The organism is Nitrospirillum viridazoti CBAmc, from assembly GCF_000730165.1.
In the GTDB taxonomy this organism is placed as follows: Bacteria; Pseudomonadota; Alphaproteobacteria; order Azospirillales; family Azospirillaceae; genus Nitrospirillum; species Nitrospirillum viridazoti.
In genome coordinates, this window is record NZ_CP022110.1 from 2357142 (window position 1) to 2371943 (window position 14802).

Annotated in this window: 15 protein-coding genes; 5 read left to right on the forward strand and 10 right to left on the reverse strand. The window is 67.6% G+C overall.

Features of this window, described 5'->3' with window-relative positions; genetic code table 11:
* Positions 1-89 precede the first annotated feature (89 nt).
* The 3 genes from mdh to zapE all read right to left on the reverse strand — a co-directional run bounded on the left by mdh (position 90) and on the right by zapE (position 3883).
* Complete coding sequence (gene mdh / locus Y958_RS10830) at positions 90-1049, reverse strand: malate dehydrogenase (protein ID WP_088871985.1); 960 nt, start codon at positions 1047-1049, stop codon at positions 90-92.
* Between the two features lie 373 nt (positions 1050-1422).
* A complete protein-coding gene (locus Y958_RS10835) occupies positions 1423-2676 on the reverse strand; it encodes a DUF2336 domain-containing protein (RefSeq protein ID WP_088871986.1) in 1254 nt (417 codons plus the stop codon).
* 82 nt (positions 2677-2758) lie between these two features.
* On the reverse strand, positions 2759-3883 hold the full coding sequence (zapE, locus tag Y958_RS10840; protein WP_088871987.1) for a cell division protein ZapE: 1125 nt from the start codon (positions 3881-3883) through the stop codon (positions 2759-2761).
* Positions 3884-4180: 297 nt separating this feature from the next.
* On the opposite strand from zapE, the gene leuD reads away from it, so the two are divergent.
* A complete protein-coding gene (gene leuD, locus Y958_RS10845; RefSeq protein WP_040849669.1) occupies positions 4181-4795 on the forward strand; it encodes a 3-isopropylmalate dehydratase small subunit in 615 nt (204 codons plus the stop codon).
* Between the two features lie 213 nt (positions 4796-5008).
* Positions 5009-6118 (forward strand): 3-isopropylmalate dehydrogenase, encoded by a 1110-nt coding sequence (gene leuB / locus Y958_RS10850; RefSeq protein ID WP_088871988.1) that lies wholly within the window; start codon positions 5009-5011, stop codon positions 6116-6118.
* A 133-nt stretch (positions 6119-6251) separates the two neighbouring features.
* Here leuB and Y958_RS10855 read toward each other — a convergent pair whose 3' ends face one another.
* From Y958_RS10855 to Y958_RS10865, 3 genes are all read right to left on the reverse strand, one after another.
* A complete protein-coding gene (locus tag Y958_RS10855) occupies positions 6252-7544 on the reverse strand; it encodes a pentapeptide repeat-containing protein (protein ID WP_088871989.1) in 1293 nt (430 codons plus the stop codon).
* 124 nt (positions 7545-7668) lie between these two features.
* A complete protein-coding gene (locus tag Y958_RS10860) occupies positions 7669-7929 on the reverse strand; it encodes a hypothetical protein (protein ID WP_040844662.1) in 261 nt (86 codons plus the stop codon).
* 44 nt (positions 7930-7973) lie between these two features.
* Positions 7974-8315 carry an Mpo1-like protein gene (locus Y958_RS10865; protein ID WP_088871990.1) on the reverse strand — a complete coding sequence of 114 codons (342 nt, stop codon included), beginning with the start codon at positions 8313-8315 and terminating at the stop codon, positions 7974-7976.
* 176 nt (positions 8316-8491) lie between these two features.
* Between Y958_RS10865 and Y958_RS10870 the strand changes: the two genes are divergently transcribed.
* Complete coding sequence (locus tag Y958_RS10870) at positions 8492-9508, forward strand: aspartate-semialdehyde dehydrogenase (RefSeq protein ID WP_088872595.1); 1017 nt, start codon at positions 8492-8494, stop codon at positions 9506-9508.
* A gap of 80 nt (positions 9509-9588) precedes the next feature.
* Here the strand turns inward: Y958_RS10870 and Y958_RS10875 are convergent, their stop codons facing one another.
* Positions 9589-10116, reverse strand: coding sequence for a hypothetical protein (locus Y958_RS10875; protein ID WP_088871991.1), 528 nt, complete (start codon positions 10114-10116; stop codon positions 9589-9591).
* A gap of 205 nt (positions 10117-10321) precedes the next feature.
* Here Y958_RS10875 and Y958_RS10880 point away from each other — a divergent pair, with 205 nt between their 5' ends.
* Positions 10322-11221 carry an HpcH/HpaI aldolase/citrate lyase family protein gene (locus Y958_RS10880; RefSeq protein ID WP_088871992.1) on the forward strand — a complete coding sequence of 300 codons (900 nt, stop codon included), beginning with the start codon at positions 10322-10324 and terminating at the stop codon, positions 11219-11221.
* A gap of 10 nt (positions 11222-11231) precedes the next feature.
* On the opposite strand, the gene Y958_RS10885 is transcribed toward Y958_RS10880, so the two are convergent.
* Positions 11232-12011, reverse strand: coding sequence for a hypothetical protein (locus Y958_RS10885; RefSeq protein WP_088871993.1), 780 nt, complete (start codon positions 12009-12011; stop codon positions 11232-11234).
* A gap of 310 nt (positions 12012-12321) precedes the next feature.
* Between Y958_RS10885 and Y958_RS10890 the strand changes: the two genes are divergently transcribed.
* The gene (locus tag Y958_RS10890; RefSeq protein ID WP_186291158.1) at positions 12322-13491 is read left to right on the forward strand and encodes an IS110 family RNA-guided transposase; all 1170 of its coding nucleotides are present in this window, start codon (positions 12322-12324) and stop codon (positions 13489-13491) included.
* A 13-nt stretch (positions 13492-13504) separates the two neighbouring features.
* Here the strand turns inward: Y958_RS10890 and Y958_RS10895 are convergent, their stop codons facing one another.
* Both Y958_RS10895 and Y958_RS10900 read right to left on the reverse strand, forming a co-directional pair.
* Positions 13505-13723, reverse strand: coding sequence for a hypothetical protein (locus Y958_RS10895; protein WP_088871995.1), 219 nt, complete (start codon positions 13721-13723; stop codon positions 13505-13507).
* 42 nt (positions 13724-13765) lie between these two features.
* Positions 13766-14710 carry a hypothetical protein gene (locus Y958_RS10900; RefSeq protein ID WP_088871996.1) on the reverse strand — a complete coding sequence of 315 codons (945 nt, stop codon included), beginning with the start codon at positions 14708-14710 and terminating at the stop codon, positions 13766-13768.
* Between the last annotated feature and the right edge of the window lie 92 nt (positions 14711-14802).

The window sequence follows — 14802 nt, forward strand, 5'->3', positions numbered from 1 at the left end:
GAACGCTATTCCGGTATCTCTTTGCCAAATGGCCCCGCCGGCGCGAAGCGAGCGGGGCCATTCAGAACGTCATACCGGAACCCGAACGATCAGCCGGCGACCTTGGCGGTAACTTCGACCAGCTGCTGCACGGCGGCAACGGACTTCTCGAAATTGGCCTTTTCCTCGGCGTTCAGCTCGATCTCGATGATCTTCTCGACGCCGCCGGCGCCGATGATCACCGGCACGCCGATGTACAGGCCGTCCACGCCATACTGGCCGGTCAGCTTGGCGGCGCAGGGCAGCACGCGCTTCTTGTCCTTCAGGAAGCTTTCGGCCATGGCGATGGCGGAGGCGGCCGGGGCGTAGAAGGCGGAACCGGTCTTCAGCAAGCCGACGATCTCCGCACCGCCGTCACGGGTGCGCTGCACGATCTGGTCCAGCTTCTCCTGCGTGGTCCAGCCCATCTTCACCAGGTCGGGCAGCGGAATGCCGGCGACGGTGGAGTAGCGGACGGAGGGGACCATGGTGTCGCCGTGGCCGCCCAGCACGAAGGCGGTGACGTCCTCGACCGAGACCTTGAACTCGTCCGCCAGGAAGTGGCGGAAGCGGGCGCTGTCCAGCACGCCGGCCATGCCGACCACCTTGGCGGGGTCGAAGCCGGTGACCTGCTGCATCAGGCCGACCATGGCGTCCAGCGGGTTGGTGATGACGATGACGAAGGCGTCCGGAGCATGCTCCTTGATGCCCGCGCCGACGCTTTTGATCACCTTGGCGTTGATGCCCACCAGGTCGTCGCGGCTCATGCCCGGCTTGCGCGGCACGCCGGCGGTGACGATCACCACGTCGGCGCCGGCGATGCCGGCATAGTCGGAGGCACCGGTCAGGGTGCTGTCGAACCCTTCCACGGGGGCGGCTTCGGCGATGTCCAGCGCCTTGCCCTTGGCGACACCCTCGAAATCAGGGATGTCGAACAGGACGATGTCGCCAAGCTCCTTCAGGCCGGCCAACAGGGCCAGGGTGCCGCCGATCTGGCCGGCGCCGACCAGCGCGATCTTCTTGCGTGCCATGGTTGGGTTCCTCGAACTTTGGGTTGCGAATTTGGGTTCAACAATAAGGCGCTAACGAAACAGGGGACCGCGCCGCCCAAGGCTAAAGGCGTCGGGCGGAAGTCCCGGAAATTCGCCGTGCGGGGGTCCCAGGCGCCTGGGCGCCCGGCCTTCGGGGCCCGAGGAACGAGGGAACCCGCAGGCGGGCTGATTAGCCTGAATCCGCCTGCCGGGCAAGGCGCCCCGTACACGATCAGGCGCGCGCGTCGCCCATGGCAGGCTCCCTGCAAAAGGTATGGTTCAGAACCAAGGGCCGGGCGCACGATCGCCAACCCCAGGTGCAGCTTGCTGCGGTGCACCGCCGGGCCCCGTCGCGGCGGGCGGCCTGCGGCAATCACTTCGGCGCGATATCGAACAGCTCCAGATGCCAGTGCATCTCGACGTCGGTCATGGGGTAGTCCGTCCCCAGCCGCGCGTTCAGCAGCTTGCGCGGGGCGATTCCAGCGCCCCGGGCCTGCAGGGTGCGGGCGCCGCGCATGGAAAAGCCCGCCCGCCAGGCCAGCGCCGTCACCGCCTTGGGGCTTTGCGTCGCCAGGATGCGGCGCACGGCGTCCACCGGCACCCGCGCCATCAGCGCCACCGCCGCCTGGGCGAAGTCCCGGTCGCCCCAGCTGAGGGCGTCGCACACCACATCCTCGTTCAGGCCGCCGGAGGCCGCCAAGCGCGCCGCCTTATCCGCCGCGCCCTCCGGCTTGCCGTAGCCGGCCGCCCAGTCCAGCCGGCGGGAAGCGGCGGCCACCACCGCCTCCACCCCCGCCTTGTCCAGCCCCTGCCCCGCCAAGCCGTCGCGCAGGGCATCCTCCACCGCGCTGGCCAGGCGCTGCGACACCTCCGCCGGACCGGCGGGCGGGGGTGGGGGCGCATTTGGATCAGGTACCTCTTCGGGGGGCACGCCACCAATGGGCATGTGGCCCCGCTCCGCCAGCAGGCGACGGGCCTTGGGCGACAGGTCGGCGCCGGGGTTGCCGGCCAGGGTGGCCCAGGAGCCGTGGTCGCCCATCGCCACCACGGCGTCGCCCACCGGCCGGGACACGGTGCGCCGGCCGGCCACCGCCTCCACCACCCAGGGCTCGGGCCGGCGGGACAGGATGTCCAGCAGTTCCTCATCCGACAGGGCCATGCACCAGCGCAGCACCGGGCCCGCCACGTCGCTGGCCACGTCGCGGGCCAGGGTCACCGCCAGCTTGGGCGGGGCGCATTCCACATCGGCCAGGGCGCTGGACAGCGCTGTGCGCACGCGGATGACCTGGTCGGCGGCCAGCAGTTCCAGGGCCGCGAAGGCAACGTCGCGCATGGCCCCCACCTCGGGACGGGACAGGTCGGGCAGAAGACGGGTCAGCTTGTCCGCCAGCAGGGTCCGCACCCGCTCGCTGGGGTCGCGCGCCAGGCGGCCGAAGGCGCGCACCGGCGTCATGGCGTTGGTCACGACGGCGCCGCGCACCCGCTCATCATCGTCGTCGGCCAGGTAATAGAGCAGTTCGGGCCGGGTGTCGGGACTGTTCGCCAACTCGATCCGCGCCGCCACGTCGCCCCTGGCAGCCACCGTCTTGGCGGTCTCATAGTCGATGGACGGCTGGGACGGCGACACAAGCTGCCTCCGGCTGGATCACGGGCTAACATTCCCACCTTACCATGTCGGCGGGCGAACCGTCAGTTCCAGAGGCCAGACCTTAAGTAAGATGCCCCGCCGCCAGATAATCCTCCGACTGCATTTCCATGAGGCGGCTGACGGTGCGCTGGAATTCGAAGGCGTGCTGACCCTCGGGGTAGAGCTGCCCGGGGGCGGCCTCGGCCGCCATGATCAGGTGCACCTTGTGCTCATAAAGGGCGTCGATGAAGGTCATCAGGCGCTTGGCCTCATTGCGTAAGGACGGGTCCAGCATGGGCACGCCGTCCAGCAGCACCGTGTGATAGTGCGTGGCGATGGCCAGGTAATCGCCGGGGCCCAGGGGCTGGCGGCACAACTCGTCAAAGGTGAACCAGGCGACACCCTTGGCCTGGCGCGGCACCGGCAGGGTGCGCCCCTGCACCATCAGGTGGGTGGCGGTGGGCTGGGCGTCCGTCAGCTCGCCGAAGGTCTTTTCCAGCGCCGCCGTGGCGGCAGCACCCAGCGGATCGAAATAGACCTGGCGGCCGCGGATGCGGGCCAAGCGGTAGTCACGGGCCCCTTCCAGGTGCAGGACGTCCAGCTTTTCCTTCAGCAGGGCGATGAAGGGCAGGAACAGGTCGCGCTGCAGGCCGTCCTTGTATAGGTCGTCGGGCGCCCAGTTGCTGGTCGCCACCACCACCACGCCCAGCTCGAACAGGTGGGTGAACAACCGGCCCAGGATCATGGCGTCGGCGATGTCGGTGACATGGAATTCGTCGAAGCACAGCAGCCAGGCTTGGTCGGCGATGGTGCGCGCCAGTTCCGGCAGCGACTCGTCCGCCCCGTTCCGGCGCAGATCAGGGCGCTGCCGCAGGCTATGCAGGGACTGGTGAACCTCCTGCATGAAGGCGTGGAAGTGGACGCGGCGGCGGCGCAGCACCGGCGCCGTCTCAAAGAACAGATCCATCAGCATGGACTTGCCCCGGCCCACGTCGCCGTAGATGTACAGGCCCTGCGGCGCCGGATCCGGCCGCCGCGCCAGGCCGAAACGGGCGCGCCAGCCAGACTGGCCCTGCGCCGGGCGGTAATCCCGCAACGCCTGGTACAGGCTCTGCAGCTTCTCCGCCGCCAATTCCTGGGCAGGGTCGTCCTTCAGCGTGCCGGTGCCGCGCCGGGCGCGGTAGACGGACAATGGGCCTTCAGTCATACGGACCACCGGATTGCTGGGACAAGGGGCGGTTCCTCATATCGAAACGGCCCGTTTCCAGCAACCCGTGGGGCATCAACGCACCCTTGCACCGTGCCGCCCTGGTGGTCGGTTACCTGGCCCCATAGGTCTGGCGACGCAATATAAGTTCGCAAAGCGACCCATCCCCGTACTTCCCTTGCGTTTCGGTGGGGGCTGTCGCGCGTTGGCGCATCATCGCGGATGGTTGTTGGCCTCGTCCGCCTTGTGGCAGAAAGGGACAGCGTCACCCGTATTGTAGTCACCGGACGAGAGCCCATGGACAAGTTCACCATCCTGACCGGCGTCGCCGCCCCCCTGCCGATCCAGAACATCGACACGGACATGATCATTCCGGCGCGGTATCTGAAGACCATCAAGCGCACCGGTCTGGGCAGCGGGCTTTTCTCCTCCCTCCGCTTCAACGAGGACGGCAGCGACCGGGCGGACTTCATCCTGAACCAGCCGGCCTACCGCAAGGCCAGCATCCTGGTGGCGGGCGACAATTTCGGCTGCGGCTCGTCACGCGAGCATGCGCCCTGGGCCCTGCTGGACTACGGCATCCGCTGCGTCATCGCCCCCAGCTTCGCCGACATCTTCTTCAACAACTGCTTCAAGAACGGCATCCTGCCCATCGCCCTGCCCCAGGACGTGGTGGACCGGCTGATGGATGAGGCGGCCAAGGGCGCCAACGCCACCTTCACCGTGGATCTGGAGAAGCAGACCATCACCACCCCGGATGGCGAGAGCGTCGGCTTCGATGTGGAGCCCTTCCGCCGCCACTGCCTGCTGAACGGCCTGGACGACATCGGCCTGACCCTGCAGCAGGTCAGCGCCATCGACGCGTTCGAGGCGCAGCAGCAGACCGGGCAGCCGTGGCGCTGGGCGCGCTGACCACCCGCCCCCGTGACCATCCTGTGACGGCCCGGTGACCTGCTCCCTGGCGCGGTTGCCGGCCGAAACAGGGGGTTGGCAGGATGCCGGCCCACCCGTATTTTCGCTAACCAATATCTAAAGGCCGCACGCCCGGCCGGCCGCACATCAATTCCGAACAGGGAAGCCGGCGGCCGCGGCGACGCCACACCATCCGACAAAAAGGGTTCATCCATGGCCGCTTACTCTCTTCTCATGCTGCCGGGCGACGGTATCGGGCCGGAAGTCATGCGCCAGGTTCGCCGCGTCATCGACTGGATGGGCCGTCGCCGCGACCTGGAGTTCACCGTGTCGGAAGGCCTGGTCGGCGGCTGCGCCATCGATGCCTACGGCGTGCCCCTGTCCGATGAGACCATGGCCCAGGCGCTGGCCGCCGACGCCGTGCTGTTGGGCGCCGTGGGCGGCCCGAAGTGGGACGGCGTCAGCTTCGACAAGCGGCCCGAGGCCGGCCTGCTGCGCCTGCGCAAGGAGATGGAGCTGTTCGCCAACCTGCGCCCGGCCGTGGTGTTCGACGCCCTGGTCGATGCCTCGACGCTGAAGCCCGAGGTGGTGCGCGGCCTGGACATCATGATCGTCCGCGAGCTGACGGGCGGCGTCTATTTCGGTGAGCCGCGCGGCATCGAGGATCTGGGCAACGGCGTCCGCCGGGGCGTGAACACCCAGGTCTACACCACGCCGGAGATCCAGCGCGTGGCCCGCGTCGCCTTTGAGCTGGCGCGCAAGCGCGGCAACAAGGTCTGCTCCTGCGAGAAGCGCAACGTCATGGAGTCCGGCCTGCTGTGGAACCAGGACGTCACCGCCCTGCACGCCGCGGAATACAAGGACGTGGAGCTGAGCCACATGCTGGCTGACGCCGCCGCCATGCAGCTGGTGCGCAACCCCAAGCAGTTCGACGTCATCGTCACCGACAACCTGTTCGGCGACATCCTGTCGGACGAGGCCGCCATGCTGACCGGTTCCATCGGCATGCTGCCCTCGGCCTCATTGGGCGCCGCTGACGCCAGCGGCCGCCGCAAGGCGCTGTATGAGCCGGTGCACGGCTCCGCCCCCGACATCGCCGGCCGCGACATCGCCAACCCCATCGCCTCGCTGCTGAGCTTCGGCATGGCGCTGCGCTACTCCTTCGACCGGGGTGAGGAAGCCGATCTGCTGGACCGGGCGGTGCAGAACGTCCTGAAGGGTGGCATGCGCACCGCCGACATCATGTCCCCGGGGATGGCCCGCTGCTCCACCTCCGTGATGGGCGACAGCATCCTGCGCGAGCTGGACAAACTGGTGGGCTAAGCCCGCTTGAAACCAAAAAAGGCCCGGAGCAGCGATGCCCGGGCCTTTTACATGTCAGGTTCTGTTCCGTCCGCCGGGCCCTCGCTTACCAAGATGGGGGCTATAGGATCACGGCACCTGGCAGATGGAGAAGTTACCGCGACCTCACCTGCGTGGTGTTCGCGCCGTCCAGGACGATGCCGTCCACCTGGGCGTCGCGCATGTCGGCGCCGCTCAGGTCGGCCTCGCGCAGCACGGCGCCGCGCAGGTTCGCCCCCCGCAGGTTGGCGCTGCGCAGGCGGGCGCGGGTGAGACGGGCCGGCCATTTGCGGTCCGGCTGCTCGGCGCTTTCCAGCAGGCCCAGGTTGGCGTTCTGCAGGTCGGCGCCGTTCAGGTGGGCGCGCTCGAAATTGGCGCCCCGGGCGTCCACACCCACCAGCACCGCGTCCTGCAAGTCCACGCACTCCAGATCGGCCATGACCAGGGACGACCCCGTCAGCACCAGGCGGCGGGCCACGGCATAGGCCATCTTAGCCGCCGTCAGGTTACGGCCCGAGAGGGTGAGGCCGCTCAGGTCGCGGCCCGACAGGTCGGCACGGGCACCGGAGCGGCCGGCGGCGGCCACCCAGACGGCATGGTCTTCGACCAGTTCCATCACGGGCCGGGCGCTTTCCCCGCCTTCACCCGGCAGGACGGCACCCTTGCCGCGCAGCCGGCCGATAAGGCTGGATTCCATGATGGCGCCACGGAAGTTGGCGTCTTCGAGGATGGCGTCGTTGAAGATGGCGTCGGTCAAGAGCGCCCCGGCAAAGGAAGTGCCGTGCAGCCTGGTTTCCGACAGGTTGGCGCCCTGCATGTTGGCCCCCTTGAACACGGCGCCGCGCAGGTCGGCGCCCCGAAAATCCACCCCCGCCAGGTTGGCATCGGTGAAGTCGGCGTTCAGGGTCCAGGCGCCACTCATGCGGCTTTCACCCATGTCGGCGCCAACGGCGATGGCGGAGGTCAGATCGGGGATGCGGCCGTCGAAGGTTTCCGGCAGGGGCTTTCCGCCGCGGTAGACGGCCAGCACCGCCTCGCGCACGTCCGCCTCCCGCATGCGGGCCTTGGTCAGGTCGGCGCCGCGCATGCTGACGCCGCGCAGGTCGGATTTCGACAGGTCGGCCTGACGCAGGCAGGCCAGGCGGAAATCGCAGGCGAAAAGGGACGCGTTGCGCAGCCGCGTGCCCACCAGCTGGGCCTGGTCCAGGCGGCTGCCCGTCAGGTCCGCGTCGGTCAGGTTCAGGGTGGACAGGACGGCGCCCCGCAGGTCGTGCAGGATGAAGGCGAAACGGGCGCCACCGATGCGGCCCTCAATCAGCCGTTCATGCTTGCGGGCCGCCTCGATGACCTCGGCCGAGGTCACCCGCCGAAATTCGAACCCGTCCTGGTACTGACGTTCAGGATGCATGCAGCCTAGCCACCCGACTTACCACCATCGCCCTGAAATCAGGGGCGCTGACTACATTGTTGCACCGGGGCCGCGCATTTTAGAAGCGGATTCACCCGGCATTCTGGGAAACAAACTATCGTTCCTAGGATACAAACTTACGGCAATTCTCAACCATTGTACCGTACAGGGCACGGATCAACTCTGACGGGCGCAGTCGGCCAAAGGGGATGTTTTCAACCGCGTACTCCACCAGTACTTCCGGGGGCTTGACCGGGACGATCTCAAAACCCGCCTTGCGCAGGCCGTCGACTACAGCTTGGGCCTGCTTGGTATAATTTTCGTTAAAGAAGGTTTTGTCCGCGCGCTTGATGGCTTGGGCGATGGTGTCGACGATCTGAGCCAAGGCGGCTTATCCTTTGGTGGCAGGCTTTAAACGGCAATGGTCCATCAGCGGCTGACGCCGTGGCGGCGCAACTCGGCCCTCAGCCGGCCGGCCACGAACAGGAAGAACATGCGGAAGTCGCTGATCAGCGACCACAGCGGATAGGTGAAGGTTGCGGGCCGGTTGTGTTCCACGAAGAAGTGGCTGATCCAGGCGAAGAGGTAGCCGCATACCGGGGCGGCGGCGAAGTAGCGCCAATTCCCCGTGACCAAGCCGGCGGCCAGCGCCAGCAGCACAAGGCCGGTGCCCACGAAGTGCCAGGCCCGCGTGGCCGGAAGGGCGTGTTCGCCCAGATAGAAGGGCCAGAACGCGTCATAGGTGGCGATGCGCGGTTCGTGTGCCGTCATGGTCTTCCCTCCCAGTCTAGACGCCGCCGGCCCGTTCGCGGGGCGGCACTGACACCTGCGCGCTTGCAAAGCCCGCCGGCCGGCCTTAAGTCTCCGCCGAATTAGACCAGAGCGGCCCCCGCCCCCGCAAGCGGCCCTGCCCCCTGGTCCCCGCCAGAGATATGAGGAGCATGACCATGGGCTATAAAGTCGCCGTCGTGGGCGCCACGGGCAATGTCGGGCGCGAGATGCTGCAGATTCTGGCGGAACGGGAATTCCCGGTGAGCGAGGTGGTGGCGTTGGCGTCCGAACGCTCCATCGGGTCGGAAATCAGCTTCGGCGACGACGACCTGCGCGTCCAGGACCTGGCCAAGTTCGACTTCACCGGCACCGATATCGTGCTGTCCTCGGCCGGCGCCAAGGTGTCCGCCCAGTTCGCGCCCAAGGCCGCCGCGGCCGGCGCCGTGGTGATCGACAACACCAGCCACTTCCGCATGGATCCGGACGTGCCCCTGGTGGTGCCGGAGGTGAACCCCGAGGCCATCGCCGGCTACAAGAAGAAGGGCATCATCGCCAACCCCAACTGCTCCACCATCCAGATGGTGGTGGCGCTGAAGCCCCTGCACGACCTGGCCCGCATCCGCCGCGTGGTGGTGTCGACCTACCAGTCCGTGTCGGGCGCGGGCAAGGAAGCGATGGATGAACTGTTCACCCAGACCCGCGCCATCTATGTGAACGACCCCATCGAGAAGAAGCAGTTCACCAAGCAGATCGCCTTCAACGTCATCCCCCACATCGATGTCTTCATGGAAGACGGCACCACCAAGGAAGAGTGGAAGATGACGGTGGAGACCAAGAAGATCCTGGACCCGTCCATCAAGGTGACGGCCACCTGCGTACGCGTGCCGGTGTTCATCGCCCATTCCGAGGCGATCAATGTGGAGTTCGAGAACCCCATCAGCGCCGATGAGGCCCGCGCCGCCCTGCGCCGGGCCAAGGGCGTGTCGCTGATCGACCATCAGGCCGACGAGGGCTATGTCACCCCCGTCGAGGCCGCCGGCGACGACCTGGTGTTCGTCAGCCGCGTGCGCGAGGACTACACCGTGGAAAACGGCCTGAACCTGTGGGTCGTCTCCGACAATCTGCGCAAGGGCGCCGCGCTGAACGCCGTGCAGATCGCCGAACGGCTGGTGAAGGACCATTTGAAGAAATAAGGCCTGGAAGTCCCGGGCCGGCAAAAGGGCGCCGCCTCATTGAGGCCGGCGCCTTTTTTCATGGGGTGGGCGAACACCCCTCACGACTGCTTGGCCGTCACTTCCAATTCGCAGACAGGGGAGGCCATGCCGCGCGCAGACAGGCGGACATGCATACCCTGGGCGTCGCGCACCTTCAGCGTGGTGGCGGCGCCGGCGGCCAAGTCCATGGTGCGGCCGGCCGTGGCCACGGTGCTGTCGGTCAGGATGTATTCCAGGGTGCAGCGACGGTTGCCGATGTTGTGGAACAACGCCTCGCCCGGACCGCTGATCTTGAAGCCGAAACTGCGGCCATCGTTGAAATCCATCCGGCCGGCGCAGGGGCTGCCGGTCCCCACCACGCATTCCACGTCGCGCGGCGGCGCCTTGGCGTTGCCCACCAGGCGGGGATCCCGCAGCAGGGGCTGGTTGGCGGTCACCGATTCACCGGCGCCGGGCGCGCCATCGGGCTGCCCGGTCCCTTGGGGCGGCGGGGCCACCTGGGCCACGGCGACACCGGCGGTCAGGCAAAGCAGGGCCGCCGCGTAGAGGGGTGAAAAAGGGGAAGGACGGCGGGTGCGCGACGGCATCGGGGAACGGCTCCTCGTGGCAATGGACCGCGCCCTTGCGGAAAGGGGCGGCGGCCTGTCCTAGGGGTAGCCCCGCGGCGGCCTGTCGGCAAGCCGCAAGACACGGGACATAGGGACGCAAACCCTGTTACCACGCGGGGATGGCGACCAGCCGTCGCCGCCGTCACACTATAGCCCCACCCGTTCTTTTTTGTGAGCCTCCACCATGCCCGCATCCGTCCGCCCCCGCCGCTCCGCCCTATACATGCCCGGATCCAACGCCCGCGCGCTGGAAAAGGCCAGGGAGCTGGACGCCGACGTGCTGATCCTGGACCTGGAGGACGCGGTGGCGCCGGACGCCAAGGAGCAGGCCCGCGCGCAGGTGCTGGCCGCCGTCGCCGCCGGTGGCTTCGGCCGGCGCGAGGTGCTGATCCGCACCAACGGCCTGGATACGCCCTGGGGCCATGCCGACCTGGCGGCAGCCGCCCGGTCGGGAGCCCATGGGGTGCTGATCCCCAAGGTGGAGTCGGATGAGGCGGTGCGACAGGCTGACCGGCTGCTGGCCGCCCATGGCGCGCCTCGGGAGCTTGCCCTGTGGGTCATGATGGAAACGGCGCTGGGCATGCTGAACGCCAAGGAGATCGCTGCTGCCTCCCCCCGGCTGGCCGGCCTGGTGCTGGGCACCTCGGACCTGGCCAAGGAACTGCACGCCCACCACACACCCCTGCGCCTGCCCATGATCACGGCCTTGGGCCTGTGCCTGCTGGCGGCCCGCGCCCATGGCCTCGCTATCCTGGACGGCGTGCACCTGGACCTGGACGACGAGGCCGGCCTGGAGGCCAGTTGCCGCCAGGGGGTGGAACTGGGCTTCGACGGCAAGACCCTGATCCATCCCAAGCAGCTGGCCGCCGCCAACGCGGCCTTCGCCCCCGACGCTGCCTCCCTGGACCGCGCCCGCCGCATCATCGCCGCCCATGCCGAGGCCATGGCCCGGGGCAAGGCCGTGGTGCTGGTGGACGGCCGCCTGGTGGAGGCCCTGCATGTGGCGGAGGCCCACCGCCTGGTGGCGCTGGCGAAGGCGATTGGGGCAGAAGCGGTCAGCGGCACGGATCTGCCCGCCCCTTAAGTCAGGCCGCTCAGGTTTCCCCTTTCGTGGCGCGGCGCTCCACAGTCACCGGCTGGATGGCGTAGCCGCCGAAAGCGGCCAGCGCCGCCCGCATCGTCGACCAGGCCCAGTCCTCGGGCTTGCCGTCGTTCAACCTGAACCACCCGATATAGTTCTTGGAATAGCCAGGCTCCCGGAACCCCATTTTGTTCAGCTTGCGGCCCACCGCCGCCGTGATCACGCGGCGCAAGGTTGGGTTGGCCTCCGCGGACTCGATCTCGCACGGGATGACGGGCTCAGCCGTCTTGCTGCACTGGATGTGAAACTCACCCCAACTGAGAACGACGCCCCGGCGACCAAGCCCGCTCACCCCCAGCAGCCAGGTGTAGGCGTCACCGATCTCCTTGACGTTTTGCTTGACCAGGACCTCGGCCTTTTCGGCATCCATAGGTATGGATTTCAAGGGCTTGGGCAGGCGTGACTCATCCTCGTCATCCATGCCCGCGACCTCGCAGTTTTCCTCCAGGTCCTTCTGGGAGCGATCGTTGAACGCGATCTCCCCGCCGAAGTCGCGGCCGGCGGGATTGCGCGGTGGGCAGGCCACGGCCGGATAGGAACCGGCTTCCGTCATGATATCGGCCAAGGCGACGTCGTAACCACCGACCAGCGTGGCGACCATGAAACCGGCCAGCTTAGCGTTCGGCCATTCCGACGGGTCCAGACGCGCGACGAAATTGCCGGTCTTGCGGTCGGAGGCGTAGCCCAGATCCTTCAGGTTCGCCCGCCGCTTCTTGGTCAAGGCATGCCGCATCCAGGGCTGTCCCCGCGGCCCGGCCGCCTCGCAAGTGATGACCGTCTTGTATGAACTCCACTCATCGGGCCGCCTCCTGGTAGGATGGTTGACCTGATAGCCGGGAGAGGGTCGCCGCAGGTCGCTCGAAGTTATGTCTTCGTGCATGAGATTGGCGCCCTCGCCCGGTGCTTTTTGCCCGGACGGTATCCGGCGGTGTCGTGGCGAGGGGGCGGATGACCGCCCCGATCGGGGCGGTCATCCGCGCATGGACAAGCGGGGGCACGAGCACCGGCTCCGAGGCTTCCGGCCCATCCGTACGGGAGGCGCCATGCAGTTCGTCGGCATCGACATCGCGTCGGAAACCCACGTCTTCGCCGTCATCGACGCGGACGGCACAGTCCTGGTCAAACCCAAGCCGATCGCCGAAGACGCCACCGGGCACAGCACCTTGCTGGCGGCTCTGGCGCCGCCGGGTGAGGCGCTGGTGGTCATGGAGGCGACCGGGCATTACTGGAAGAACCTGTTCGCCGTGCTGGCCGCCAAGGGCTACGGGGTCGCTCTGATCAACCCGCTGCGCACCCACCGCTTCCAAGGCGAGAGCCTGGAGCGCACCAAGACCGACGCCATCGACGCCATCGGCCTTGCCCGCTTCGGCCGTGAGAAGCGGCCGGCCGCCACCCGGCTCGGCAGCCAGGCCAGCGAGGACCTGCGCGAACTGGTCCGCCACCGCGACCGGCTGCGCCAGGACTTCGACGACCGTGTCCGCCAACTCCACCGGCTGGTCGATCTCGGCTTCCCGGAATTCCGCCGCTACGTCCGCACCCTCGACAGCATGTTGGCCACCGCAATCCTGGCCGAATATCCAACCGCCGAGGCCGTCGCCAAGGCCACACCCCGTCGCCTCGCAAAGCTGCGCTACGATGGCCGCCACGCCGTCGGTGCCGAACTGGCCGACCAACTCATCGCCGCCGCCAAACGCTCGGTCGGCCAGCACCACGGCACCGCCTACCGCGTCCAGGTCCGCGACGTCTGCCAGGACCTCGACCTGTGGCGCCGCCGCCTCGCCGAGCGCGACGGCGACATTGCCCGGCTGCTCGATGACCATGAGGTCGGCTCGCTGCTCACCTCCATCGACGGCATCGGACCCGGAACCGCCGCTCGCCTCATCGCCGAACTCGGCGACCCCGCACGCTTCGACAGCGCCGCCGCCCTCGCCGCCTATGTCGGGGTGGTCCCGGCCCTGCGACACTCCGGAAAGCGCCGGCCAAACAGGGCCGCTATCACTGCCATCGGAAACGCCCGCCTGCGCACCGCCTTGTGGATGCCAACACTCACCGCAGTCCGACGAAACCCGTGGCTCAAAGCCTTCTATGACCGCCTGCGCGCCCAGGGAAAGCCCCCCAAGCTTGCCCTTCTCGCCGCCATGCGAAAGCTTCTCGTCGCCGTCTACGCCGTCGCTAAGGCCCGAAAGCCCTTCGTGCCAAAGCTCGCTGGCTGACAAAAACCCTTGATCAACGTGACGGTATCTCATGGGGCGCCCGCCGGCACTGCACGAACTGGTCGCCGTCGTGCGCTTCCACCGCAGCGCCGCGCCCATCCATCTGGTCGGCATGCGCCAGGACGGCGACCGCCTTGGCCAATGTCTGCTCAGGCGCTTCCTTCGCCCGAACTCCTGACGTGAGTCCGAAAGCTATCATCAGGCCTGCGACGACGATCATCACGCCCTTCATTGAAATCCCCTTTGATCGGTCTGACCATTAACGAGCGGGCCATTAACGAGCGGGTTTAGAGGTGAGGCGCTCCACCTGCAGCGGCAGGAAGGCATAGGTGCCGAAGCCCTGCTGCGCCGCCTGGGCCAGCGTCTCCGCGATGGCCTTGGTGCCGTCACCGGCGGCGCCTGCCTTGAGGGGAAAGACCTGGGCGTAGTTCAGGGAGTAGCCGGGCTCGAGGAACCCCAATTTCTTCAGCCGCCGTCCGACAGCCGGTGTCAGCACGGGCTTGAGCCGGGGATTGATGTCGGCGGACACCACCTCGCACTGCATCGAGGGATCCTCCGCCTTCAGGCACTGAATGTAAAAGTCGCCCCAGGAAAAGATGGCGATGTGATGCTCCGGCCCGGTGCCCTCGGCCACCCAGTCCACCGCCTCGGCGATGGCCTTGTATTGCCGGGATCTGATATCCGGCGCGTCGTCCGGCATGGCCGGCGGTCGCGGCAAGGGCTTCTGATCCCCTTCATCCTGCGGCTCCAGGCGGCACCCCTGCGCCACGTTCTTGACCTTGGTGCCGAGGAGCACGACAGCCCCGCCATACGGGTTTCCGGCAGCAACCCGCGCCGGGCACTCGGCCGCGGTGAACCAGCCATATTGCATTTCAGTGTCCTGGCCACTGCTGCCATAGCCGACATCCAGGGCATGAACCATGAAGGCCATCAACAGCTTGGGCTCGGGCGGCGGGTCCCATCGCCGGATGAAGTTCCCCGTCTGCCGGTCGGCGGCGAAGCCCAGCTCCTTCAAGGCCGCCCTGCGTTCCTTGGTCAGGACATGGCGCATCCAGGATTGCCCGCGGGTTCCCGCCGCTTCGCAGATGATGGCCGTCTGATGCGGCATATGCCGACATTGGACGAACTTGTAGCCGTCATGCACTTCCACCAGCCCGCCGCGCCCCGCCGGATCATCGGAAAAAAGCTGGATCTGAACGATGCTGGTCAACGATTCCATAGTCGGCTCTTCCGCCTGCGCCAGGACTGGTCCCAGCAAGACCAAGCCCAAGCTCACGACGGCGCCCACTCCGGCGCCCCTGATCGTCACCA

Coding starts and splice junctions, on each gene's coding strand:
- mdh (WP_088871985.1), bottom strand. CDS start 1,049: ATGGCACGCAAGAAGATCGCGCTGGTCGGCGCCGGCCAGATCGGCGGC.
- zapE (WP_088871987.1), bottom strand. CDS start 3,883: ATGACTGAAGGCCCATTGTCCGTCTACCGCGCCCGGCGCGGCACCGGC.
- leuD (WP_040849669.1), top strand. CDS start 4,181: ATGGACAAGTTCACCATCCTGACCGGCGTCGCCGCCCCCCTGCCGATC.
- leuB (WP_088871988.1), top strand. CDS start 5,009: ATGGCCGCTTACTCTCTTCTCATGCTGCCGGGCGACGGTATCGGGCCG.
- Y958_RS10855 (WP_088871989.1), bottom strand. CDS start 7,544: ATGCATCCTGAACGTCAGTACCAGGACGGGTTCGAATTTCGGCGGGTG.
- Y958_RS10865 (WP_088871990.1), bottom strand. CDS start 8,315: ATGACGGCACACGAACCGCGCATCGCCACCTATGACGCGTTCTGGCCC.
- Y958_RS10870 (WP_088872595.1), top strand. CDS start 8,492: ATGGGCTATAAAGTCGCCGTCGTGGGCGCCACGGGCAATGTCGGGCGC.
- Y958_RS10875 (WP_088871991.1), bottom strand. CDS start 10,116: ATGCCGTCGCGCACCCGCCGTCCTTCCCCTTTTTCACCCCTCTACGCG.
- Y958_RS10880 (WP_088871992.1), top strand. CDS start 10,322: ATGCCCGCATCCGTCCGCCCCCGCCGCTCCGCCCTATACATGCCCGGA.
- Y958_RS10885 (WP_088871993.1), bottom strand. CDS start 12,011: ATGCGGCATGCCTTGACCAAGAAGCGGCGGGCGAACCTGAAGGATCTG.
- Y958_RS10890 (WP_186291158.1), top strand. CDS start 12,322: ATGCAGTTCGTCGGCATCGACATCGCGTCGGAAACCCACGTCTTCGCC.
- Y958_RS10895 (WP_088871995.1), bottom strand. CDS start 13,723: ATGAAGGGCGTGATGATCGTCGTCGCAGGCCTGATGATAGCTTTCGGA.
- Y958_RS10900 (WP_088871996.1), bottom strand. CDS start 14,710: ATGGAATCGTTGACCAGCATCGTTCAGATCCAGCTTTTTTCCGATGAT.